Origin of the sequence: Paenalcaligenes hominis, from assembly GCF_011927625.1 — a bacterium.
Lineage (GTDB): Bacteria > Pseudomonadota > Gammaproteobacteria > Burkholderiales > Burkholderiaceae_B > Paenalcaligenes > Paenalcaligenes hominis.
This window is the reverse complement of the sequence record NZ_JAATIZ010000004.1, coordinates 163,433-187,852: the sequence shown is the minus strand read 5'-3', so window position 1 is coordinate 187,852 and position 24,420 is coordinate 163,433. Positions and strand designations below refer to the sequence as shown.

The window sequence follows — 24,420 nt, the reverse complement described above, 5'->3', positions numbered from 1 at the left end:
ATTATTTGCGACGGCTTTCTAGGCGTGATAAAACTTTTTTAATTAATGTGTCATTAGGTTCGTAAGATAGGACGACACGCGTGGCGGCAAGGGCTTTAGGGATATTGTTTGCAGTCCAATGCCCAAAAATTCGACTGTATGCAAAACACTTGGTAAGCAGCGAAAAAGACCGCAAATTTTTTGCTGCAAGTAGGGTGTCAAAGTGCTTATCTGGGGTGCGCCAGTCACCATAAATAGTTTCAAGCCAATGCTCTGGGTTTTTTAAATGCCAGACGTGGTGTTTGCCGTCGGGTGTCTTTCCTTTTTCTAACTCTATGTGATCAAAGTCCCACAAAATATTCCAGTCTTTGGGTGTATCTGCAATGACTATACCTAGACAGGTAGCGTGTTTAGTTTCTTCATCAATCATAAAGCCAAAGAGGTCTAGGCTAAACCCGCTTTCTTGATGCACTAATGCTCGGGGGCTAATATAGCCGAAAGAGTTATTGGCTTCCTTCCAGCCATTTTTTTCTAGAATACGCACAGCACGTTGCATTTCTGAATAGGGGAGTCCTACATCCACGTCTTTGTCATGTAAAAGTAGTTCTCCGTTGCGTACAATGCCTAAGAGACTACCAAATGCCATAAACACATGAATGCCGTTTTCTGTAAGTAGGCCTAATGTTTCCCAAAGTAATGCTTCCGCTTCGTGGATTTTAAAGTCCTCTTTCGATATGTGTGGTTTTTCGGTAATGGGATTTTTTAGCTGTAGCTCAATGGCCTTTCTGTAATAGTCTACCGCTCTGGGAAGATCGGCTTTTCTTTGGTTTAGAGCGCCTAAGGCCGCTTGGACGCTCGGGTTTAATGGTGCAGTTTCTAGCGCTAAATGAAAGTACTGAGCGGCTTTTTTAACATTGCCTGGTTTTAAATAGATATCGCCCAGTTCAAGTATCGTGTTTAAATGCGTTGGGAATTGCTCTAAGGTAGCCTCTAGTTTTTCAATCCCATCCTTCACTGACTTCTTGCGGGCTGTAAATTTTCCCACTAAGTAGGGAAAGTTCGGCTGGTCTGAGTGTTTGGATTCTGCTTCAGCTAGTAGGGCTAGGGCTTCGTCAATGTTATTAGCTTCAAATAGTTGTTCTGCTTGGGTGATTAGAGATTGAATGTGCTGGGCGGCGGCATTAGTTTTAGTGGGTAGACGACTCATTATCAATTTTTTGCTTAAATGTTGAATTAAATAACAGGTTTTGATGCCCAAATATCAGGACTATAGCTTTCGGTAAGAGTGAACTCAGTTTCCTCTTCATTAACCGGCCATAAAAAACCTTCAGCGACAAGGTAGTCGTGTGCTAATGCCTCGTCTATTAAAGAAAGCATTTTGTAAGCTGTGTCTTTGCAGCGATACACTGTATGCAACAAGAAACCTAGCTTGGAAAGTTGGTTGATAGGTAGGTTTTTTAAGCGTTCTTCGGTGGGTATAAATAGCGCGGTAGCGCTTAAGGTGTCGGAGTATTTGGTTTTTTCTAAATAAGTATGTCGGGGTAGGTCGGTACTGTACGATAGGTTTTGGAAGCGGAAAAATCTAAAACCCAGATCATTTAAAAAATAGTTGATCACAGTAAAGTCAGCTTGACCTTCATGTGTAGCTTGGAATGGGATATGTACGTCAATCAACAATGTGTTTCGTAGCGTTTTGTTGCCATTCTTTAATATAGCGGCATTGTCGTTTAAGGCATCAAGCACTAACCAGTCAAGTTGTTTTAAATCGTTGATATCATCCAATGCAATACTTGGAATAGTCGGCTGTACGACTATTCGGTTAGGGCCTGAGTCTTTATTATTTTGGATGGCGTAGGTTTGATCCAAAGTGGATGGTAAAGGAGGTAGTGTGGCGCTACAAACCTCATTTAAACAGTCATAGCGCGTGATGGGCTGGCCGTTGCCCAAAGTGATATTTGGCACAATTTGCAATTCGTCTATGTCACTGAGATCATCAAGTTGAGCAGTTTTGTTTAGTGGATCAAAGCTGACTACAGAAAAAGTCTCTAAAGACATGAGCTCTTTGAAGTTTTTTTCTTGTATTAATCTGGAGCCATTATCCAAAGTCATAATGCGGCCAGTAATAGACCAATGATATTGAGCCTGATTTTCTTTACTGCCAGGTGTGACGAGTTGCTGTGTCATAAGAGTATCCGCAATAGCAAAAATGCCCACCGTATGGTGGGCATTTGCCATCATTTTATAAAAAAGATGGTTTGGCTGTATTAGCCCCTACGTATTAACGTAATAAGGATAGTACACCTTGTGGCACTTGGTTAGCTTGAGCTAACACAGAAGTACCGGCTTGTTGCAAGATTTGGGCGCGCGTCATATTGGAGACCTCGACAGCGTAGTCGGCGTCTTCAATACGGCTACGAGCAGCGGAGAGGTTTGTGACGGTGTTTTGCAGGTTGGTGATTGTGGATTCGAAGCGGTTTTGGATCGCACCAAGGTGACTGCGCAAGTCATCAACCTTTTGTAAGGCGTTATCTAGGGTTTTGAGAAGTCCGTCCTCACCTTCTGCAGCATGCGGGTATGTGCCAGGCACAGTGAAGCTTTCAACTGCAGAGCCAGCTCCATTTAGTGTTATGTTAGCATCTTTGACGGCATCGCCTAAGGCCACTGCTATACTTGTATTTGTTGTGCCGCCAGATGGTGTTAAGCTTTCAACTTTATATACAGCTGCTGTAGTACCGGAACCGACTACAGCATACATAGTGCCGTTGACGTCTCCGTATACTTTTGTATTGCTTGTGTTCGCGCTAGGTACGCCTGTGAAAGTCAATGCGCCGGTACCTGCTACTCCTAATGTTGTGGAGCTAACATTTGCTGTAGCAGCAAACTCGACATCTGCGGTGCGAACTGAAAAAGCGTCAATCTCTAGTGTTTTTGTGTTGATTGCCTGTAAGTTAATGCTAATGGTTTGTCCGTCATTGGCACCCACTTGGATGACCATGGGAGACATAGCTAACTCAGTAGCGTCGCGGCCACCTAGGACCTGCACGCCGTTAAAGTTAGTTTGCTCGGCTACACGGTCGATTTCTTCCATGCGCTGCTGAATTTCATTTTGGATGGACTGTAAGTCATCTTTGGAGTTGGAGCCATTAGCTGCTTGAACAGTTAGTTCGCGGACACGCTGCAAGTTGTTGTTGATTTCGTTTAATGCACCTTCAGTCGTTTGTGCAATAGAGATACCATCGTTCGCGTTACGACCAGCTTGAGTTAGACCTTTGATATTGGCAGTAAAACGGTTCGCAATGGCTTGACCCGCTGCATCGTCTTTAGCGCTGTTAATACGCAAGCCAGAGGATAGACGCTCGATAGCGGTACCCAAAGCACCTTGGGATTTTGTGAGGTTGTTTTGTGAGGTTAACGCTAATACGTTAGTGTTAATAACAGACATGTTGACTCCTTAGAGAATGTCGTGGGTAATTTGTTGAGTTGTTTCTAGTAACGACAGGAGTTAAAAAAACTTTAGGCTGTCGTTGAACCTGTTACAAAATTAACTGGCTGTTAGGAAAAACAGGTGTTCTGTTGATCTCTGGGTAGGGTTACGGCAATTGGATAAGAAAGTTTAGAGAGAGCGTTAAGAGGAGTCAGTGCTCTCGTTCTGTCACACGTAAAAGTTGTTCACGACGCGAGGATAAGGGGCCAAATTCGTGTGTGATGTATTGCATAGAGGCACCTTGCGCTAGGGCGTCCCAAATATCAGCCCAATCTTTTTAGGGGGTTGGAGGCGAAGGTTAGAAGTGAGAAGGCGAGGCGGTGGGTTTATACAGCGACTGGTATTTGGGTTAGAGATTTTGAGTGTCAACTTGTAACGGTCAGTTGGCTGAGTATTGGTGGAAACCGCAATATATCACTAAGGACAATTGCGTCCAGATTAATTAGCCCCGCACATGCGGGGCTTTTTGCGTTTAAAGGAACGGTGACAAGCCAAGGGTTGCCATCCATAACCTGCCAGTCGATATTTAAACTGCCTTTAATAAGAGGTTTTTCTTAGGGGGTTTAGATTAAAGCTCAAAAGGATTTATAGGGATTTGGTTTTTTACTAGCGAATTACCGTCTTGATCTCTAGCGCCATGTTTTTTTAAGTATGCAATACCTTCATTAGGAGAGTACTTAAGAGCATTAATGGTCCTGTAAAAGCTAGGGAATTTTTCTTGAGTAATGGAGAAGATACCTGTGTTCTCTAAAGAGCTAGTAACTTCCTTAACAGCTTGCCTCGTATTGCGGTATGGAGAGTCGGCGGGTAAAAAGTATAGACGAATTAAAACATCTAAGCCTGGGTACTGTTGGCTTTCAGGAGTTTCATAGCGTTCCATTAACTTACTAAGTACTTCGTTTCTTGCATCAATTGGTAGACTATCAACGCCTTTCTCATGCATTCGGTGAAAAAAATCCACTAAGCGGATTACATTTAAAGATGAGCCTTTACTATAAGGAAGGGGTATTTCAGTAACGTCTGAAACAAAAATCGATTGATTATATTGATTGGCATCCTTTAGGAGTTTCAGGTATTCGCCATAAGGAATAACCGCAAAAATAGGAGTGCCCTGCTCATCTTTTAATAATTGTGTATTCGTCATTTGTAATCCTTAATTAGCTGTTCTATGAAAGTACAGTCAAATAATACTATGAAAATACAATGAGCGTATACTATGAAATTACAATGAAGGGATCAAGCTATATGGAATTTTCTTATAAGGCGGAAAATTACCTCCTGAGCATGAGTGCCAATTATTTGCAAAAGTTAGAGTCTGGTGCTCGAGTTATCAACTTTCGTTGTGTATAAGATTTTTCAGAGGTGGAAGGCATCAATGAGTAATGATGTTAAAAGCAAAAAACGGCGGCGACTACAACGACTTTGTCTTGCTCAGGGTTGTACTGTTATACATAGAAATAACAATAGTTTTTGTTATGCTCACCAGTCTAATTTAGTAGGGTGGGCAAGAATCCAGCTTAAAAAGGGAAATACAACAAAGCGGGGTTATGGGGCAGCATGGCGCCGCGTTCGGGGTGTTGTGTTGCAGCGAGATAAACATCTTTGCGCCCCATGCTCTAATGTAGGTCGAGTTACTGAAGCTAGGGAGGCTGACATAAGTGTGCGCATTCTTAAATGGTGGCTGAATTAAGTTTTCAGCGGGAATGCCAAGCTCTGTATGAAGCTTCCAAATCCTAGGCAAAGTGAGCTGGCGCTTGCGATTTAGTATTTCGTAAATACGATTACGTCGGCCAATCATTGGCTCAAGGTCTTTAGCGGTAAGACCAGCTTGCTCCATACGAAATTTAATGGCCTCAATAGGGTCGGGTAAATCAATCGGAAAGTTTTTAGCTTTGTAGGCTTGGATCAGTGTAGTCAATACATCCAGCTGATCGCCTTCAGGTGTATCACTATCTGGATCAAGCTCAACCAAGCGAGACACTATTTTTAGGGCAGCTTTATAGTCTGCTTCAGTGCGAATAGGGCGGATTTCCATAGTTCACTCCATTTCAACCGTTTCAGCGTCAATCTCCTAAGCCCCCAACGCCGCAATCGCATGATGCATATTTTGGTTTTGCTGACCTAGGTCACTCACGGTACGATGGAGGGTGGCGACTAGGGTGTGGTTTTGTTGGCTCAGGTCTTCTAGGTTTTTTAACGCGGTTTGCAACTCATTCAGGCCGTGCTCTTGGTTGAGGTTGCTGTGATTGATGGTCTGTATGGTGCGTTGAACGTTTTGGATGGCGTGCAAGATATGCTGCATGCTGTGGCCGGCTTGTTCCGCCTGTTGTACGCCTGTGTGGATTTGGTGTTGGTTGTCTTCCAACAGGCTTTTGATTTCTTGGGCCGCTTGGGTGCTGCGTAGGGCCAGATTACGGACTTCGTTGGCAACTACAGCAAAGCCGCGGCCGGCTTCGCCTGCACGGGCGGATTCTACCGCGGCGTTAAGTGCCAATATATTCGTCTGAAACGCAATGCCCTCGATAACCGTGGTTATGTCGGCGATTTGGCGTGATTTCTGATGCAGGTCTTGCATGGTGTGCACCACGGCTTGTACGTCTTGGCCGCCTTGGTTCGCGGCCTGTTGGGTCGAGGTCGCTAATGTGCTGGCTTCTTGGGCTTGGTCCACACTGGTAGCAACCAGTTGGCTAAGCGCTAGGCTGCGTTCTTGGGTCTGGTGCAGAGCGCTAAGCTGTTCGTTAGTGCGTTGGGCTAGGTGGTCGCTACTTTGATAGAGTTCTGCTGCTACATGGCGCGAGGCATGAACGGCGCGCGAGCTATCTGTAATCACACTGCGTAAACTGCCGCGCATATGTTCTAAAAAGAAATACAGTTGGCGCGATTCAAACACGGTGCGGCGGTAGTCAACGCGGGTGTTTAGGTTGCCAATGGCTATTTGCTGTGCGATGTGGGTGCTTTCTGCTAGGGTGTGTAGCAGTTTCTGGGTGATGTTCCAGCCATACGCCAATAAGGTAATTAATGCCAAGCCTAATCCAGCAAGAATACCGGGCGTGGGGCCGTAATGGCTACCTGCGTAATACGCACCTATGACCAAAGCGCTAAATAAACTCGTAAAGCGTAACAAATGCGATCGGTAATTATTCCCAAAAAACAAATGCCGTGCTTGTTTTAATCGCTCAGCAAGGGGGCGGTTTTTTATAGCGGTGTCTTGGTCGGGGTTTTCTTTAAAGGGGGCGTAGCGCTGTTCTGCTGCGCGGATTTGCTGTTCCGAGGCGCGCACCCGTATTGATGCAAACCCCGTGTGTTGGCCGTCTTCAATAATGGGAATAATGCGTGCATGCACCCAATAAAAGGCGCCGTTTTTGCAGCGGTTTTTAATAATGCCTTGCCATTGTTGGCCTTTGCTAATGCGTTGCCACATATCCCTATATACGCTAGGGGGCATGTGGGGGTGACGCACGATGTTGTGCGACTTGCCTATCAGCTCCTCCACGCTAAAACCGCTGATTTGCTCAAACAGTGGGTTCACATAGCTAATGCGGCCTTTTAAGTCGGTTTTAGAAATTAAGTACTGGTTTTTAGGAACTTCAACTTGTTCTTGGGTAATAGGAATGTTGATGCGCATTGTTCTCTAATGGCTCGCAATAATTTGATTACATTGTCTCTCTCTATTGTAACGATACGTAAATGCAATGGGAGTGCAACTGGACTTTAGTGGCAAATTACGACTACCGCCTTGCTGTAGCTTGACCTGAGTCAAAAAAAACCCTCTTTTGTGGTCAAAAGAGGGAATACCTGGATTGCTGCATGAATAAAGCCATTTAACCCAACAAGCGCTCCGCCGTTTGCTGCGGTGGCACCGTATGGGTGGCACCGGTGTTCAAGACGCGGATGGCCTGATCCAAGCTCTGTGCATGGGCAGAGAGCTGTTCGACGGTACGACCGAGTTCGCCTACGAGTTGGTTGTTCTGTTGGGTCACGCCGTCCATTTGTTCCATGGCGCGATGCACTTGTTGTAGACCGGTGGCTTGTTCTGTCGAGGCGCTGGCAATGTCATGGATAATTTGATTGACTTGATCGACGGCGGTGACCACATCGTGCATGGTGGTGCCGGCGTGCTCTGCTTGACGCGCGCCCGCGGCGACCCGTTCCACCGACGCATCAATTAGGGTTTTAATTTCATTGGCGGCTTGGGCAGAGCGTTGTGCTAGGCTGCGCACTTCGCCAGCCACCACGGCAAAGCCGCGGCCAGCTTCGCCAGCTCGGGCTGATTCCACGGCAGCATTAAGCGCTAAAATATTCGTCTGAAACGCAATGCCATCAATGACGTTAATGATGTCAGCAATTTGTTTTGAGCGGTGGTGGATGTCTTGCATGGTGGTGACCAACTCGTTGACCTCCTGTCCACCTTGTTGAGCGGTGTGCATGCTGCGCTCGGCCAGACGTGAGGCTTCTTGAGCATTATCTGCGTTTTGTTGGACAGTGGTGGTCAGTTCCTCCATGCTGGCTGCGGTTTGCTCTAGAAAAACAGCTTGATCTTGGGTTCGGCTGGCAAGCAATTCATTGTTTTGATGTAGGTGATGCGCTACATGAAGTGAGGCTTGAATGCCTTGGTGGGTATCGCCTGCAATGGCGCTAAGTCCTTTACGCATAATGGAAAGAATAAAGAACAGTTTTTGGCTGTGGCCACGGTGTTGGCTTTCTAGGCGGTCCGTATCCACCATTAAATTACCCGCCGCAATTTGTTGTGCTACGTGCGAGGCATTGATTAATGGCGCGGTGGCTTGTCGCACCAAGCGCCAGCCTAACACGCTAATACTGATGCCTAGCGCAGCGGCAATGCCCATCAACCAATAAGCCCCTCCCGATGTCACCAGACTGTTATTGAAAAAAGCCAGGTAAAAACAGAACGCTATACTAAGCAGGCTTAAGAGCACTAAACGAAAAGTGGCTGCAGCGATGGTCGGTTGAAGGGGGGCGCCTAAACGTGCTAGATGCTTGCGCCAACCTGTGCGTACGAGCTGCCCGTGTTGTAGGGTGTAGCCATGCAAGGTGTTTTGATTAAGTTTGTCATAGGCGTTGCTAGCATCAATGACTTGTTGGTCAGTAGGCCGTACGCGTACCGAGGAATAGCCGGTAATTTGTTCATTTTCAATGATGGGCGATACAAGTGCTTGAACCCAATAAAAACCGCCGTCTTTGCGGCGGTTTTTGACTAAGCCTAGCCAAGGCTTACCGTCTTGCAAGGTTTGCCATAAGTCGGCAAAGGCTTCGGCTGGCATGTCTGGATGGCGCACGATGTTGTGGGCTTTGCCGATGAGCTCATCATGAGTAAACCCGCTGATTTCAATAAAGGCTGGGTTGGCATAGGTAATTCGACCTTTTAAATCTGTTTTAGAAATCAGATATTGGTCGGGTAGGACTTTGATTTCGGTGTCATGCACCGGGTAGTTTTTTCGCATCGAGCACCCTGCAACGTATTTTTAATAAGCTTTAGCTATAAGTACTTGGTGTACGTATATGTAAAAGAGTACAAGTTAACGTTGCAGGTTTCGCGCTAAAAGGTTCTATTTATTACTAAATGTGTTGAGTGATGGCTTAAACCGCCAAAAAGACTGAATTAGTTACTTTTCTATTCAGCTAACTGTTGCCCAAATGCGAAGGGATGGCTGGGCAACCCTGTTTAGCTAATGAGGTAACGCCGCAGTAGGCCGAGCAGAAAGGGCGGGCGCTTTGTTGACGGCAACGAGGCGTGGTGATTGCCCAGTATTAAGTACTCGTATGGCTTGGTCCAGCATTTCTGCCTGAAAGGCCAGCTCGCCAACTGTGGTGCCTAGATGGTTGACCAAGGCCGAGTTTTGTTGGGTGAAGTCATCAATTTGCGATACGGCCGTATGAATTTGATGCAGGCCGGTGGCTTGTTCCTCGGAGGCAACCGAGATTTCACCGATGATGTCGTTGACTTGTTGCACGGCGTTGACGATGTCTTGCATAGTGTTACCAGCGTGTTCGGCTTGTTGAGCGCCGGTGTCCATGCAGGATACGGATTCCTCGATTAAGGCTTTGATTTCACCGGCGGCCTGTGAGGAACGTTGCGCTAGGCTGCGTACCTCGCCAGCGACCACAGCAAAGCCACGGCCTGCCTCGCCTGCACGGGCGGATTCCACGGCTGCGTTCAGGGCCAAAATGTTGGTTTGGAAGGCAATGCCTTCGATCAGCTCGACGATATCGGCGATTTTTCTAGAGCTAAGATGAATAAGCTGCATGGTATCGACCAACTGCTGCACGGCCGAGCCGCCCTGTTGGGCGATACCCATGCTTTGTTGCGCAAGCTGCGTGGCTTGGCGTGCGTTGTCGGCGTTTTGTTGCACGGTAATGGTGAGCTCTTCCATGCTGGCTGCGGTTTGCTGTAACGAGTCGGCCTGATTTTGTGTACGAGCAGACAAGAGGGTATTGTTGCTGTGAATTTCCTGGGCGACGTCTTGGGATGCCTGAATGCCTGCGTGGGTATCGGTAGCAATAGCGGTTAAGCCTTTACGCATCAAGTCTAAGCAGAAATACAGCTTGCTGGTTTCATGGTGACCCTCGTGGTTGGCGGTGTCGATGTTAAGCAATAGGTTGCCTGCAGCTATTTGCTGTGCCATTAGGGCCGCGTTTTCCACAGGTTTGGTCATGCCTTTGGCAATTTTAAAGCCGTAGGCGTACACCACTACAAGCAGTGCAGCTAAGCCGCCCAGCGCCAAGGGAATGTGTTCGGGGGGAATACCGCCGGTGAATGCAAAATAGGCCATGGTCAAGGTGGCAGCAGCGTTCAGGGTGACCATGCGCAGCATACTGAAAGAAAAAGTGCGTTTAAAGGGAAGCTTTAACCATGAAAGTACCTTGCGCCAACCGGTAGGCACCACATTGCCCTCGCGCAGCGTATAGCCATTTAAGGTATTGTTATTTAGTTTTTCATATAAGGTTTCGGCGGTTTGGATTTGCTCGTCGGTGGGGCGTACCCGTACTGATGCATAGCCGATGACCGTATCACTTTCTATAATAGGGCAGACCAAAGCATGTACCCAATAAAAACCCCCGTCCTTGCGACGGTTTTTTACAATTCCTGTCCATGGTTTGCCAGCTTGAAGCGTATCCCACATGTCTTTGAAAACAGAGGGGGGGATATGAGGGTGCCGTACAATATTATGGGCTTTGCCTAAGAGTTCCTCGCGGTCGAAGCCGCTGATTTCAACAAAAGCTGGGTTGGCATAGGTGATGCGCCCTTTTAAATCGGTTTTAGAGATCAAATACTGATCATGACGAAGCTTGTGCTCAATCGTGGTGATAGGGAAATTTTTTCTCATGCTCTGGGGCTGGTGTAAAGATAGGAAAAGGCGTTGCGTGAAAATTGTGCTATTTGTAGCAAAGCTTAGCTAATTCTAACAATGGTAACAGTAGTTACGGTTTTTTTGTGCGTTCTAATGGTTGAATTGTAAAATAGTAGCGTTCGGGTTTTCATGATATTGCGCAAAGGATACGTACACCCTTATATAATCCCCAAGCCTATCTTTTTATTAAGTGAGTTGTATGACAATGCATGAGGCCGCGTTATCGGCAGAACTGGTGGCGGTGTTGGTAGCAGTAACTGGCGACCAGCCACGCGTATTGACGACCCATTGTGCCCGCGCTTTGCCTGCTGGTCCGTTGCAGCATTCCCATCGTTCATTACAAAATGGATTGCGCCAGTGGGTAGAGGAACAAACGCATCATAAGCTGGGCTATGTCGAGCAGTTGTACACCTTTGCTGACAAAGGGCGGTTTTACGCTTCAGGCGAACGTGTGATTTCGGTTAGCTATTTAGCTTTAACCATCGAGGCCGCCGCACATGAAAGTGGGGTGGGGTGGCAAGACTGGTACCGTTATTTCCCTTGGGAAGACTGGCGCGACGGCACACCAGCTTGTTTAGATGCGGTGATCTTGCCTGCGTTGCAGGCGTGGGCGGTGTCCGAGCCCGAGTTCGAAACGGCGCGGTGGCAGCGTATGGTGTACGCGTTTGGCCTAGACGGTTTCACCTGGAGCGAGGACATGGTGCTACAGCGTTACGAGCTGCTCTACGAGGCCGGCTTAGTGGCCGAGGCCACCCGCGCCCCGCTAAGTGACGAGCTGGGTGCTGCGGATCCCGTCTATGGGTTAGCCATGCGCTATGATCATCGTCGCATTTTGGCGACGGGTATGGCCCGTTTGCGCGCCAAAATTAAATACCGGCCCGTTATGTTCGAGCTGATGCCCGATGCGTTTACCTTATTGCAACTGCAAAAAACTGTGGAAGCCATTGCCGGACGCGCACTCCATAAACAAAATTTTCGCCGTCTTATCGAGCAACAAAACTTGGTCGAGGAAACCGGTGTGTCCACCGTAGGCCGAGCCGGTCGCCCCGCTAAGCTCTTTAGTTTTAAAGGCGATGTGATTGCCGAGCGTGCCATTGCAGGCACCACCTTGCCGTTGGCGCGTCAAGCTCGTTAAGGGGCTTGGCAAAAATATCTCTTATATAAGACTGCTAAATGCTTTATACTCAAACTAAGTATAAATAAAGGTGCGTGTAGCGCGCTCTTTTATTTGCCTGTTTAATACTCTATTTGAGCATAAAGGACGACGCATTGTGCAACAGCCTGCTTTACCTACACTTATTTTGCAGCCTTTAGTGGAACAGACCTTACGCGAAGACTTGGGTCGGGCTGGGGATCTCACTAGTGCGGCCATCATTCCGGCCAATACCACCACCGAGCTATTTATGGTGGCCCGTCAAGCCGGGGTAGTGGCGGGGTTAGAGCTAGCTCGACTGGCCTTTCAGACGTTAGACCCTAACGCACGCTTCGAGGTGTTGCAGCCCGATGGCTCGGCCGTTCAAGCAGACACGCGATTGGCGCGTATTCACGGCTTGGCGCAGGCATTACTTAGTGCTGAACGTACGGCGTTAAATTTTGTGTGCCATCTTAGCGGCATTGCCACCGCCACCGCGGACTTGGTGGCGCGCGTCCAGCCGCATGCTTGCCGTATTACCTGCACACGTAAAACCACACCATTATTACGTGCCATAGAGAAATACGCGGTGCGGTTAGGCGGCGGCATGAATCACCGCTTTGGTTTGGATGATGCCGTGCTCATTAAAGATAATCACATTGCCATCGCGGGTAGCCTAAGCGCAGCTGTCGAGCGGGCGCGAGCCGGGGTCGGGCAATTGGTAAAAATTCAAGTCGAGGTGGACACCTTGGCACAGTTGGATGAGGCCTTAGCCCTAGGTGTGGACTTGGTGTTGCTAGACAACATGGATCCGGCGATGTTGCGCGAGGCCGTGCAGCGTTGCCAAGGTAAAGCCTTGACCGAGGCCAGCGGTGGTATCACCCCTGACACCATTGCGGCGGTGGCCGCCACGGGCGTTGACACCATTGCCGTAGGTTGGATTACACACAGTGCCCCCATTCTGGATGTGGGTCTTGATGTGGTGTCTTAGGAGGCCATCATGCAAAAACGCGTTATCTATTGGGCATCTCTGCTTTTTCTGACTGGGCTCATCGTATTAGCATCGGTAAGCCAAGCTCTGCATCCAAAAGGCACCGATACTTTTCCGCAGCGACCCGTGACAATAGTAGTGACCTTTCCCCCCGGGGGCGGCACTGATCTACTTGCACGACGCCTTGGCACAGAGTTGGAGCACTACTGGCAACGCCCGGTGGTGGTAGAGAACCGACCCGGTGCCAGCGGTGTGGTCGGTGCTCGTCATGTGGTAGATAATGCTACCGACGGCCATATGCTGTTGATGGTAAATAGTTCATATGCCATTAACCCCAGTGTGTTCAACGAGCTAGGCTTTGACCCCCTAGAAGACCTAACCGGCATCATGAACGTGGCTTGGGTGCCCTCGGTCTGGGTGACGGCTCCAACCAGCGCGGTTACGGTAGAGCAGTTGGGTGTGGCTAGCAGTAAACCGCTTAGCTACGCCTCGTGCGGCAACGGCACCCCGCAGCACTTAGCTGGCGAGTTGTTCCAACAAAAAACCAACACGAAGCTACTGCACGTGGCGTACCGTGGCTGCGGACCGGCATTAACCGATGTGATGTCAGGCCAAGTCGACACCGCCATTGTTACCGTTTCTAGTGCAATGGGCTTAATCGAAGCCGGCCAATTGCGCCCCTTAGCCGTGACCTCTGAACAGCGTAGTCCCGTCTTGCCCGACGTGCCTAGCCTTCAAGAAAGCAAGGGCTTTGCGTTTGACATCAACCAATGGCACGGGTTGTTAGCCTCTAGCCACACCCCGAACGAGGAGTTAGAGCAGTTACACGCCGCGCTGGATCACGTGATGCAAAATAAAAATATCCAAGACAATTTAAAAACTTTGGGTTATACTTCGTCTCGTACTTCAGCACGGGAATTTAATCAGATCATAGCCACGGACTTACAGCGCTTTCAGCAGCTTATCCAAGACGCTCAGATCCAAATCAATTAAATTCAAAGTTAGTAAAAAACACTTGCACTAATTTTAAAACCGCGCTATATTACAGGTCTTGGCTCATTAGCTCAGCAGGTTAGAGCGACGGAATCATAATCCGCAGGTCCCCTGTTCGAATCAGGGATGAGCCACCAAGAATACTTAAAAGCCCCGCGTTAAAAAACGCGGGGCTTTTTTCATTGTGTGCAAGATAAAGCCACCTTAACGGGTGGCTTTTTGTTTTCTTGCTCCGCGTTTTATGGCGTAGGCCCCCTGGCTCTACAGCCATAACGGGAAATGGAGCATTTTTACACACGATTAATCGCACCCTCCCAACCACAATGAGCCAACAGGTATTTAACCCATTAGTTCATTTTTTCTAATATAGACGGCGGTTATCGCCGTCTATTTACTTTTAGTTAAACCTTTTATCTGCTATGGTTTGCTTAATGACATATTAACGGCGCTTGCCGCCGTCTTTTCGGGTAAAGTTAAACTATGAGTGAAGAACTATCCACCTATTGGTTATCGCTTGTTCATCATGGGCAGCTAGTGACTCGACAATGGTTGCTTAGCCAAGGGGCCACTGAACATGCGCTAGACAATGCAGTTAAATCAAAGCGACTAAAGGTTTTGACTAGGGGCGTATTGGCACGTTATGAGGTGCCTATAACGTGGCAGGGCGTTGCTGCCTCATTAAACCGTATAGACGGCCCTGTGTATGTGGGCGGGATATCTGCGTTAGCAGAGCAAGGCTTAGCACATTATCTAGAATTTTCAAAAAAAATTAATCTGTATTCTTCTAAACCATCACCCAGCTGGTTAAATAAGATCGGGTTGGAAACGGAATTAATCTGGCACAGCACAAGAAGGCTTTGGGATATACCCTGTTTATTAATGGCTAATAGTTTTAGAAAAAATGAAATAAATAATGGCCATTGGTTAATGGCATCAGCAGAGCAAGCCATTTTTGAAGTGCTGGTTGCTGTGCCTAACACGTTTAGCTTTGAGTATGCAGATAGCTTAATGCAGGGAATGGTAAATCTTTCTCCACGACGATTAGATGCCATTTTAAGGGCCTGTAATCATATTAGAACCAAGCGCTTATTCTTCTTTTTTGCAGATCGATACGCGTACTCATGGCGTAAAAAGATACAGCCGGAAAGCTATGATCTTGGCTCTGGTAAGCGAAGTATTATCGTAGGTGGAAGGTTAGACAAAAAATATAATATTACGGTGCCAGAAGAATTTTATGGATAAAAATAGTCGTTATTACAAACAAGTGCAGCTGTTGCTGCGTATATTGCCTTTTATTGTAAGCAAGTCCTGCTTTGCATTAAAGGGTGGCACTGCCATAAATTTATTTGTTCGCGATTTCCCAAGGTTATCTGTTGATATTGATTTGGTTTATTTACCAAACAAGGATAGAGCCGCAGCTTTACATCATATTCAAGAAGCGTTAGATGAAATTAGTCATGAGTTAACAGCCATCTTTCCTAAGCTGAAAATCACTAAAAGCTATCAAAGTAAAGTGGATGCGCTGCGTTTAATTGTTACTCAAGAGGGTGTTTCAGTGAAAGTCGAGCTTTCACCCGTGTTAAGAGGAACGGTATTTACGCCTACGCTTAGAGAAACAACGGAAACGGTAGAACAAGAGTTTGGTTATGCAGAGGTAAATGTAGTTGCAATCGAGGACTTATATGCAGGAAAATTGTGTGCTGCATTCGATCGACAGCACCCCAGAGATTTTTTTGATGTTATGTTGCTGCTGGAGAACGAAGGAATTACAGACGGTATTAGACAGGCGTTCTTAGTTTATCTCACGAGTCACGGTAGACCCATTAATGAGCTTTTAACACCCAATTGGAAATCGATTGATGATGTTTTTAAGAGTGAGTTTCAAGGAATGTCATTTAGAGCCTGTAGTGTTGAAGAGCTAGAGCATGCAGCTAAGCAAGCACTACAGCACATTCTTTTCGATTTAACTGATGAAGAGAAGCAATTTCTTTGTAGCATGTATGAAAAAGATCAAAAGTGGCAATATTTAGGTTGTGATCATATAAAAGATTTACCTGCTATTAAATGGAAGCTCATGAATATTAAGAAAATGGATCCTCTCAAAAAAGAAGAAGCATTGATGATGCTTAGAATGGCATTAAGATAAACGCGCCAAAAGAGAGGGAACGTGCCAAAACCGTGTCAAGATCGGCGTACTGCGTCAGATGCTCATTACCTAAGTGAGCTACTTCTTTACCATCTCCAGTGTTTTCTAACCGTATTAGAAGCACTTAGGTATGGGGTGTTGAGCGAAGCCGCAGTACACGATGTGTAGGGGAAGCCGTTTCATAGCTGAATTTTGTTACTCGGCGCTTTGTTTTGAAGTCAGGGCTTCGTGCTGTAATTCAGCGGCTGAAACTCTTACTACTTTGCCATTTCTTTCTACGATAATGCCGGTATTGGTTTTAATGGCATCCTGACGAGCTAGTTGTGCTGAGCGCAATAAAGCTGCCGAGACTTCGGCTTCAAACAGCGCAAGATTGCTAAATTAGGCACTCATTGATTTGCTCCGCTATCAATCAATTTCATCGTGTCATTAGAATTATCATACAACATCCACGCGTCTACTATGTGCTTGTAATGGCTATGGAAGAGGGCAAGCCCTGACTTAAAACGTCGCTGTGTAACAGGGGTAGGGATAGGGTGGCCGCCTTGGCTAACTCTAGAGGCAACGCGGCCGCAGACAGAGTAGTAAGACAGCTATTTAGGGGCGTTGTTTACATTGTGAGTCTTTGCTAAAGGTGTCAGTAAAGGTAAGCGTTAGATTGACAGAAACCAATCCTTTTCATTAGAGTTGATAGGAATTATATAAATAATGAAACAAATCATATCAATAAAAGAAATGTGAGGTGGTGAGTGAGACGAATACGTTTAAGTGCATTAGCAGTCGTTTTATTGGCAGCGACGGGCGGGGTGTATGCCGCTGATGGGCCAGACGCGATTTATTTTGGTGGGCCTATTATTACAATGAACGACAAGGCGCTGTTTGCAGAGGCGGTAGCCATAAAAGAGGGAAAAATCATTGCCGTTGATCGCTTGCGCACTATCGAGGCATTAGCCGATGAGCAAACTAAACGCATTGACCTTCAAGGCAAAACCATGCTGCCAGGGTTTATTGATGCCCATAGTCATTTTCTGGCGACCGGAGCCCAAGCCTTAACTAAGGTGGATTTGAACCCGCCTCCTATGGGCGACGTGCAAAACATTGATGAATTGGTAAGCAAATTAAAAGCGCGGGTTGAGCAAACGGGCGAAAAGGAGCTAGTCAGTGGCTCAGGTTATGACGATACATTCATCACGGAAAAGCGTCATCCAACCAAAGCCGATTTAGATCGGGTTTCCACTCAGGTTCCTATTATTATCACCCATATTTCTGGTCATATTTCGGTAGGCAACTCTAAAGCCTTAGAGCTAGCAGGGATTACCGCAGAAACGCCTAATCCAGATGGGGGGCGTATCGATAAAGATAAAAAAGGCGAACCGACAGGGATAATGGAAGGCAATGCTGGGGCATTAATTACTCAATTGATTTCTGATCAATCAGAAGCAGACTGGGTCGCCGCCATAGAAAAAGGGTCAGAGCTCTGGGCTGCAGCAGGTTTTACTACGGCTTCAGATAACCTGGTTGATCCTAAACAAATCGAGTATTTCAAAACCGCTTTGGCCGAGGATAAACAAAAAGTACGTGTTAACTTTTGGCCAAGAACGCGCAGCGTAGAAGCAGTGCGTGCTTTCCCTGCGGTGCAATCGGGAACAGACCTCAGCGATGGTACTCGCATGTTAGTACAGGGGCCAGTTAAATTTACTATTGATGGTTCTCCCCAAGGCTATACGGCACATTTCACAGAGCCCTACACTACCCAACGTCCTCAAGATGACGGGCAGTACAAGGGGTTCTCGTATTGGGATGATAGGGATGAGATTTTTGATATTATCGAGCAATTGCATCGTGATGGGTATCAGCTAACTATCCACGGTAATGGTGATCAAGGCATTCAAGACGTGATCGATGCCTATGCAGCGGCTCAACGTGCTTACCCGCGCAAAGATGCACGGCATGGCATTATTCATGCCCAATTTAGCCGACCTGACCAACTCGCACAAATGGCTGCGCTCGATATTTCACCCAGCTTTTTCATCGGGCACACTTTTTATTGGGGCGATCGCCATAAAAATATCTTTTTTGGTGAAAATCGTGCGCATCACATGAGCCCACTAAAAGGGGCGTTAGATGAAGGCGTGATTTTTTCCACTCACACTGATACCTATGTCACTCCGATTGACGGTATCCAAATGCTGTGGTCTTCCGTTAATCGCGTGTCTACAGGGGGCGATATCATCGGGGCTGAGCAGCGTATTAATCCTTATGATGCCTTAAAGGCAATTACCATTAATGTAGCGTGGCAGTTCTTTGAGGAAGATATCAAAGGGAGCATTGAGCCAGGCAAGCTAGCTGATTTTGTGATTTTGTCAGCGAACCCCTTATCGTTAGCGCATAAAGACCCTATGGCAATTAAAGATATTGCTGTACTCGAAACCATAGTAGGTGGGGAGACTGTATTTAAAGGCGAGTCAAAAAGCATCGTTGCTAAGCACTATGCTCAATAACAAGGGTTCGCTGATCTAAATTGCGTTTGACATAAAAAGCCTCGTATGGGTTCGATACGAGGCTTTTTTGGTTAAGGCCATCCTCTCTTTTTTTAGGTTAAAGAAAGCTTGTTCGATTTGAACCTGCTGTTACAGTGTGGTAACGCTGTTACATTCAATATGTCTTACCATAGTAAGGTGCTTGTGTTAGAAACATAACCGGTTACGCACATATCGTAATTTTTGGAACAAAGTAGTGGTTTTCAACATTCTTTGAACAGGAGCTCCGTATGAGCACCCGATCTGCTTTTCTCATTATCTGTAGATGTATGTTAGAGGTTCCAGTGGTATGAAAGCACATTCAGATAAATCCGAACCCGCTTTTGATGCGAAAAAGCCTAGACCACGTGTACTGTTGTTAACTTCCACACTAGGTTCAGGGCATTTGCGCGCCACGCAAGCTGTCGATGAGGCACTGCGAGCACGCTGTCCAAATGTGGTGATCCAGACCCTTGATTTTTGGTCATTGCTAGATGCGCCAACGGCGCACACCTTAAGGCAGACCTACCTTTGGTTAGCCCAAGAACGCCCCGATTTATACGAGCAGCTCTATCAGCTAGACCAATACACATGGCGCAATATTATTGAACGCCACGAGCCATTGCCCGCTGTATTAGTTACTGGCATAGAGTGGTTAGCCGCAAGTGCCGATAGCGCGGCCGCAGTAGAGTCGAATGGTACCGCGCATCTAATGGATCGGGCTGTATTCCGTTTGTTTCGTCTGTTGCTTGCTAAACGTGTTCGTCACATACCAGAAAATGGGCTGCGGGTACGGTTGGCGTCGTTTTTAATTCGGTGGAATTGGGCGCGTATTGCCCGACGGTTGTACACACAGCTGAAAGCGTTTGCTCCTGATGTGGTCGTGGCCACACAAATGATTCCTGCTGCCTTGTTTTCGTCGGTCAAGGTACGCTATGGGCTTAATGTGCCTGCGCTTGGGGTGCTGACGGATTACGGCATGCACGATGTTTGGTTGCAGCCTGGGCTTAATAATTATTGTCTGCCGCATGAGCTAATCACCACAAAATGGCACGCCAACCCCAAAGCCACGCCTCCTGCTGCCTTTGGCATTCCGCTTATGTCTAAGTTTAATCAGTTACCTAGCCAAGACGAAGCGCGTGCACAATTACATCTTGACTCAGGTGCTCCTGTGGTGCTAGCACTAGGCGGCGGATTAGGGCTAGGCATAGACACGGTAGCTGCTCGTTTGTTGGCTAATACAAAGGCTCAGGTATTGGTTTTAGCGGGTCAGAATGCAGAGGCACTGGCTACGTTAAACAAGCTAGTCGCCCATTACCCAGATCGGCTTAGTGTGTGGGGGTGGACCGACAACATAGAGGTCTTTCTTCGCGCTGCCGATGTGGTTGTGGGTAAACCCGGTGGGTTAACGGTGGCCGAGGTATTGGCTTGTGGGCGCCCATTACTGGCGACCTGTTGTTTGCGCGGCCAAGAAAGTTTTAATGTGCGTTTTATTGAAGAACATAAGGTGGGGCGTCTCGTACATGAAGACGAGCTATGTCCAGCCGTAGAGGCGCTGTTTGCCGATCCGGCAGCTTTAGCTGATATGCAGGCACGCGCTTGGGCGTTGGGTCGACGTGAGGGTGCGGCCGGGGTCGCCGAGGCAGCTTTGACATTCGCTCAATCCCACACGCCTCAACAACCGGATACGCCGCGCTTAGAATGGTTGCGTCAGATTGCACAGCGCTGTCTTGGCAACGTCGATAAGCTCTATCATCGCTGGCATGGCTTGCAGCCTATTGGCGAAGTCCTGTATGTGGGGCGCACTCGGTATCGCGGCCCGGCAATGACGTTTGCAGATGGAACGCAGCTTAAACCGGGCGATTTCATGGGTACACTGCATTTAAATAATGCGCGCTTTCCTGATCTAGAGGCCGACACCTCCATTCAAGCGGCATTGCGCTTTACACGGCTTATGTTAGCGTCGATGCGAATTTTGGCAGAGCAAGGGCATCAAAACCCCCATTTTTCAGAGTTAACGGTTTACAACGCCGTCAGCTGGCTAGGGCCGCATGGTGCCAAAGTGGGCTTTCAGACACAACCGGTTCCGCCGGGCCCTCGCAAATACTTAAGTAGTCTGTATTTTCGTTTGCTCGTCTGGGCCTTCGCACCTGCTCAGGAAACCCGCGCCTCAGCCAATCCAGAGCCGACTATTTATTGGTTAACACGCGAGCAATTGTTACAACGCTTTGGTAGAGCAGCCCTTAACCCTAACGCAGGAGAAAACGAATGAAGGAATTGTCGTCTACTCTGGCACACCTGCCTGCAGCGGGTTCGGTGTACCTGACTTTTGATGATGGGCCCGATGAACGCTGGACGCCACAGATTCTTGATCTGTTAGCCGAGCAAAACGTTCAGGCCACTTTTTTTGTGGTGGGGCGCTTTGCGTTGGATCATCCTGAACTGGTGCGGCGTATTGCCAGCCATGGGCATGCAATAGGCAATCACACCTGGAGCCACCGTCACCCATGGGCGGTATCAGCAACAGTGGCGCGTCAGGAAGTCCGTGCTGGTACCGAGGCCATTGCGGATGTGACGGGTCTTGCCCCGGTTTTTTTTCGACCACCGCACGGCCGTCTGCGGCGTTGTATGCTCGAAGAAATAGCGCGTCAAGGTCAGACCCTTATCCTTTGGGATCGTAGTGCGGTGGATTGGGGGCCATTAGGTCGAGCCGCTCACATTTCACGCAGACTGGCTGCAGTTCAAGACGGGGATATTGTGTTAATGCATGACAGTGGCCGTGGCATTAACCGCCCCGATGAATTGATTAAAGTGCTGCCAAGGTTTCTTAACCAGCTTAGCGCTCACCAGTCCCAATAAACCTACTTGCTTTGGCAACTACCTATTTTTTATCGCTATGATAGGGATTAGGAGAGACCAACTAAGGAGGGGAGTGTGTCGCAGGCTAAATTTGCTCAAGAGCGCTACGTATTGAAACTGGCACAACCATTACTAAAAAAGCTTTATGGCGAGTTCGAGGTGGATCCCAGCCAAAGCGATAGGCCGGATGCAGCCATCTGGGTGTGCAGACCTCGCAAGCAAGTCGAGTCTACAGGTCGTGTTTTTTCTGTTGGGATTGAAATCACTACGGTAGACAAAGAGGAGCCGCTCGCTTATATCAACGGGGCTCATGCACTGACCCATAGCGAAATAGAAAGCAGTATTGACATTGTAATACCTAAAACCTATGTGTACGATGGGGCGCTAAAAAAGCAAAATAAATACAAGGAATATGCTGAAGGCAATACATTCAAAGAAATTATTTTGGTGTGCTTTAGTCAGGTTTTAAGAATAAGTGATCCGTTTTTTAAGCAGTGCGTGGCGGGCTGGTCAGCGTATTTACTGACCAAGGCAGCTTTCCCCTTTGAAAAAGTCGTGTTTGTAGATATGAAAGAGGGGACAGCTGTACAAGTGTATGATTCACAACGTCCCATTTGGCAACCCCCAACCGCTGAATGTGCAACCCAAGTGGTGCGCGGCGTGACCGATTTCTATCATTTTGTTGATACCAGGCAAAGATAAGCCTATTTCAATCAGCTTTTACTAAGAAAAACCCAGCATAGTATGATGCTGGGTTTTTTCTTAGGGCAATCAGCGTTACTTTTGAGTTACGTGTTTGGCCCTTGCTTTTTATCTAAACGAGCCGGGGTGTCATCTTGTGGCCTAAAGGTGTCTTGGTCAGCCCCTTGGGGGTTTGGATCGCCATCAAATTGAGTGGCTTTGGTGCCTTTGATATCGTCCTTGTCGTAAGGGGTTTCCGAGTTTTTATTAGGCAAGTCAATTTCAGGTTTTTCGTGAGGATTAGGCTCGCGCTGTGGAATATCGTTTGGCTGTTTAGGTACGGGTTGATTGGTATCCGGAATTTCTGTGCGATCTTGAGTCATGATAGTCTCCTGGTTAAGTAATTCATAGGTAGCAGCTTTTGTGCCTAAACTTTACCACTGCCTTGATTCATCCCGATTCATTTCAATCGGTCACAATCCCCGGTTTGTATTCTCTTTCTGTCGGCTACGTCTTACTGTAAAGTTTCGAAATGAGGGCGACTGAAAAACACCCGATTTACGCTAGATATCACTACCTTTTTAGGAGTTGGCCATGGCAGGTGCTAGTTTACTTACCTTACTTGATGACATCACCGCAGTTCTTGACGATGTGTCACTCATGACTAAAGTGGCAGCAAAAAAAACAGCAGGCGTACTAGGAGACGATTTAGCACTGAATGCCGAGCAAGTGTCAGGGGTTCGTGCAGATCGCGAGCTACCAGTCGTGTGGGCAGTAGCAAAAGGGTCTTTTATCAACAAACTCATTTTGGTGCCGGCAGCGTTATTCATCAACACCGTGTACCCGCCATTGGTTACTTTTTTATTAATGTGTGGCGGTATATATTTGGCTTACGAAGGGGCTGAAAAAATTATTCATAGTTTTTGGCCGCAGCTTTTGCATGATGATAAAGCCTCTGCTGACGAACACGAGGTTGTGTTGGAAGAGCACACAGATCGAGCCGCCTGGGAAAAGACCAAAATCAAAGGGGCGGTCCGTACCGATTTTATTCTGTCAGCTGAAATTATAGTGATAGCGCTAGCGTCCACCGTAGGGGCAACCTTGCTTGAAAAAACAGTGGTGCTGTCTTTAATTGCAGTAGGAATTACCGTAGGGGTATATGGGTTAGTGGCTGCGATCGTAAAAATGGATGATCTCGGAGTTCATCTCATTAAAAAAAGCAGTGAGTTCCAACAAAAGATAGGTGAGCTTTTACTGTCAGCGGCCCCCAAGTTGATGAAATTTTTATCCATTGCTGGCACAGCGGCCATGTTTTTAGTTGGGGGCGGCATTTTAGTGCATGGCATTAGCTTTTTGCACCACGAGGTCGAGGACTTGGCGCATTTAACAGGGGTTTTTGAAAATCTCACTACCATGCTCTTAAATGCTGCCGTTGGGCTAGTGGTAGGAAGTTTAGTAATGGCATTGATGCTTGCTATAAAGAAAATGCGGGCTGCTAAATAAAAGCATGGTGCGTCATAAGCCATAATTCATTGATACCAAATGCATATTTCATGTCTTTTTGCATCATTAGACTAAAGTATGAGGCGTGCTGGAGACTGTTTTACATTAAATCGGGGTGCCGTATTTTGGGGCTTAGCCTTATCGAATGAGAAAAACCTAAGACCTAACGGTGGTGTTATTCAGGCCCTGCAGCGGTTTTTCTGTTTGTCATGATGCTTTTACCTATAAGGAAAACACGATGTTAATGATGGCCTTTTTAGTAAAGGCAGCGCTAGGTTTCAAATCGTTTCAATCTGAAGCCCTTTTTTTTAGTTAAACCAAAGTATTGTAAAAGCATAACGACAAAAACTGTATTTCAGCAGTTCCTATTTTTCATTTTTTGAAGGAGTTCAACATGAACGAAGATATCGCAAAAGGAAATTGGAAACAGTTCAAAGGGAAAGTAAAAGAGCAATGGGGCAAACTCACTGATGATGACATTGATGTCATTGGTGGTAAACGCGACCAATTGCTTGGAAAGCTACAAGAGCGCCAAGGGCTAGCCCAAGACGAAGCTGAGAAACAAGTGTCCGAGTGGGAGACTCGGAATAACTACAAGTGGTAATAGGTAGTTTGTGTTAGAAAACAGGCCTTTTTAGGCCTGTTTAAACAACTACGATTGGATTAAGAACACAACGATTTTATAAACCCACTTTTTAGTCCAAACGTTAGTTTATGAGCTCTACGTTGGTATTACTTTTTTCATGCTTAATGAGATGTAAAT

At 47.1% G+C, this 24,420-nt stretch carries 20 protein-coding genes, 1 tRNA gene and 1 pseudogene; 12 read left to right on the top strand and 10 right to left on the bottom strand.

The genetic code is table 11. From position 1 onward, the window contains the following. Nucleotide 1: 1 nt before the first annotated feature. From GGR41_RS10830 to GGR41_RS10795, 8 genes and pseudogenes are all read right to left on the bottom strand, one after another. The gene (locus GGR41_RS10830; protein WP_167661851.1) at nt 2-1,186 is read right to left on the bottom strand and encodes a tetratricopeptide repeat protein; all 1,185 of its coding nucleotides are present in this window, start codon (nt 1,184-1,186) and stop codon (nt 2-4) included. A 26-nt stretch (nt 1,187-1,212) separates the two neighbouring features. Further along, a complete protein-coding gene (locus GGR41_RS10825) occupies nt 1,213-2,217 on the bottom strand; it encodes a class I SAM-dependent methyltransferase (protein ID WP_167661850.1) in 1,005 nt (334 codons plus the stop codon). 40 nt (nt 2,218-2,257) lie between these two features. Next, nucleotides 2,258-3,421, bottom strand: coding sequence for a FliC/FljB family flagellin (locus GGR41_RS10820; RefSeq protein ID WP_167661849.1), 1,164 nt, complete (start codon nt 3,419-3,421; stop codon nt 2,258-2,260). 610 nt (nt 3,422-4,031) lie between these two features. Continuing rightward, nucleotides 4,032-4,607: a hypothetical protein gene (locus GGR41_RS10815; RefSeq protein ID WP_167661848.1), complete on the bottom strand. Its 576-nt coding sequence runs from the start codon at nt 4,605-4,607 to the stop codon at nt 4,032-4,034. Nucleotides 4,608-5,138: 531 nt separating this feature from the next. Continuing rightward, a pseudogene (locus tag GGR41_RS10810) lies at nt 5,139-5,498 on the bottom strand (helix-turn-helix domain-containing protein); the annotation flags it as partial. A gap of 36 nt (nt 5,499-5,534) precedes the next feature. Next, entirely contained in the window at nt 5,535-7,088 is a 1,554-nt protein-coding gene (locus tag GGR41_RS10805) for a methyl-accepting chemotaxis protein (protein WP_167661847.1), read from the bottom strand. 196 nt (nt 7,089-7,284) lie between these two features. Beyond that, on the bottom strand, nt 7,285-8,925 hold the full coding sequence (locus GGR41_RS10800) for a methyl-accepting chemotaxis protein (RefSeq protein ID WP_167661846.1): 1,641 nt from the start codon (nt 8,923-8,925) through the stop codon (nt 7,285-7,287). 225 nt (nt 8,926-9,150) lie between these two features. Then, entirely contained in the window at nt 9,151-10,809 is a 1,659-nt protein-coding gene (locus tag GGR41_RS10795) for a methyl-accepting chemotaxis protein (RefSeq protein ID WP_167661845.1), read from the bottom strand. Nucleotides 10,810-11,032: 223 nt separating this feature from the next. Between GGR41_RS10795 and GGR41_RS10790 the strand changes: the two genes are divergently transcribed. The 6 genes from GGR41_RS10790 to GGR41_RS10765 all read left to right on the top strand — a co-directional run bounded on the left by GGR41_RS10790 (nt 11,033) and on the right by GGR41_RS10765 (nt 16,095). Then, nucleotides 11,033-11,968 (top strand): NUDIX hydrolase, encoded by a 936-nt coding sequence (locus GGR41_RS10790; protein ID WP_167661844.1) that lies wholly within the window; start codon nt 11,033-11,035, stop codon nt 11,966-11,968. A 136-nt stretch (nt 11,969-12,104) separates the two neighbouring features. Next, nucleotides 12,105-12,956, top strand: a complete 852-nt coding sequence (nadC, locus tag GGR41_RS10785; RefSeq protein WP_188372619.1) for a carboxylating nicotinate-nucleotide diphosphorylase — start codon at nt 12,105-12,107, stop codon at nt 12,954-12,956. Nucleotides 12,957-12,965: 9 nt separating this feature from the next. Further along, nucleotides 12,966-13,949 (top strand): tripartite tricarboxylate transporter substrate binding protein, encoded by a 984-nt coding sequence (locus tag GGR41_RS10780; protein ID WP_167661843.1) that lies wholly within the window; start codon nt 12,966-12,968, stop codon nt 13,947-13,949. A gap of 60 nt (nt 13,950-14,009) precedes the next feature. After that, a tRNA-Met gene (locus GGR41_RS10775) sits at nt 14,010-14,086 on the top strand. A gap of 343 nt (nt 14,087-14,429) precedes the next feature. Further along, nucleotides 14,430-15,191, top strand: a complete 762-nt coding sequence (locus GGR41_RS10770) for a type IV toxin-antitoxin system AbiEi family antitoxin domain-containing protein (protein WP_167661842.1) — start codon at nt 14,430-14,432, stop codon at nt 15,189-15,191. Then, nucleotides 15,184-16,095 carry a nucleotidyl transferase AbiEii/AbiGii toxin family protein gene (locus GGR41_RS10765; RefSeq protein ID WP_167661841.1) on the top strand — a complete coding sequence of 304 codons (912 nt, stop codon included), beginning with the start codon at nt 15,184-15,186 and terminating at the stop codon, nt 16,093-16,095. The genes GGR41_RS10770 and GGR41_RS10765 overlap by 8 nt, the downstream gene beginning before the upstream one ends. A 195-nt stretch (nt 16,096-16,290) precedes the next feature. Here the strand turns inward: GGR41_RS10765 and GGR41_RS10760 are convergent, their stop codons facing one another. Beyond that, nucleotides 16,291-16,431, bottom strand: a complete 141-nt coding sequence (locus GGR41_RS10760) for a hypothetical protein (protein WP_167661840.1) — start codon at nt 16,429-16,431, stop codon at nt 16,291-16,293. Nucleotides 16,432-16,844: 413 nt separating this feature from the next. Here GGR41_RS10760 and GGR41_RS10755 point away from each other — a divergent pair, with 413 nt between their 5' ends. The 4 genes from GGR41_RS10755 to GGR41_RS10740 all read left to right on the top strand — a co-directional run bounded on the left by GGR41_RS10755 (nt 16,845) and on the right by GGR41_RS10740 (nt 22,175). After that, entirely contained in the window at nt 16,845-18,596 is a 1,752-nt protein-coding gene (locus GGR41_RS10755; protein WP_167661839.1) for an amidohydrolase, read from the top strand. A 328-nt stretch (nt 18,597-18,924) separates the two neighbouring features. Continuing rightward, nucleotides 18,925-20,886, top strand: a complete 1,962-nt coding sequence (locus tag GGR41_RS10750) for a YkoP family protein (RefSeq protein ID WP_167661838.1) — start codon at nt 18,925-18,927, stop codon at nt 20,884-20,886. Then, nucleotides 20,883-21,473 carry a polysaccharide deacetylase family protein gene (locus GGR41_RS10745; protein WP_167661837.1) on the top strand — a complete coding sequence of 197 codons (591 nt, stop codon included), beginning with the start codon at nt 20,883-20,885 and terminating at the stop codon, nt 21,471-21,473. Before GGR41_RS10750 ends, GGR41_RS10745 begins: the two co-directional genes overlap by 4 nt. 75 nt (nt 21,474-21,548) lie before the next feature. After that, nucleotides 21,549-22,175, top strand: a complete 627-nt coding sequence (locus GGR41_RS10740; protein ID WP_167661836.1) for a hypothetical protein — start codon at nt 21,549-21,551, stop codon at nt 22,173-22,175. An 86-nt stretch (nt 22,176-22,261) separates the two neighbouring features. On the opposite strand, the gene GGR41_RS10735 is transcribed toward GGR41_RS10740, so the two are convergent. Beyond that, nucleotides 22,262-22,537, bottom strand: coding sequence for a hypothetical protein (locus GGR41_RS10735; RefSeq protein WP_167661835.1), 276 nt, complete (start codon nt 22,535-22,537; stop codon nt 22,262-22,264). A gap of 211 nt (nt 22,538-22,748) precedes the next feature. Here GGR41_RS10735 and GGR41_RS10730 point away from each other — a divergent pair, with 211 nt between their 5' ends. Both GGR41_RS10730 and GGR41_RS10725 read left to right on the top strand, forming a co-directional pair. Continuing rightward, nucleotides 22,749-23,657, top strand: a complete 909-nt coding sequence (locus tag GGR41_RS10730) for a DUF808 domain-containing protein (RefSeq protein ID WP_167661834.1) — start codon at nt 22,749-22,751, stop codon at nt 23,655-23,657. A gap of 394 nt (nt 23,658-24,051) precedes the next feature. Then, nucleotides 24,052-24,261, top strand: a complete 210-nt coding sequence (locus GGR41_RS10725; protein ID WP_167661833.1) for a CsbD family protein — start codon at nt 24,052-24,054, stop codon at nt 24,259-24,261. Nucleotides 24,262-24,420: the final 159 nt, after the last annotated feature.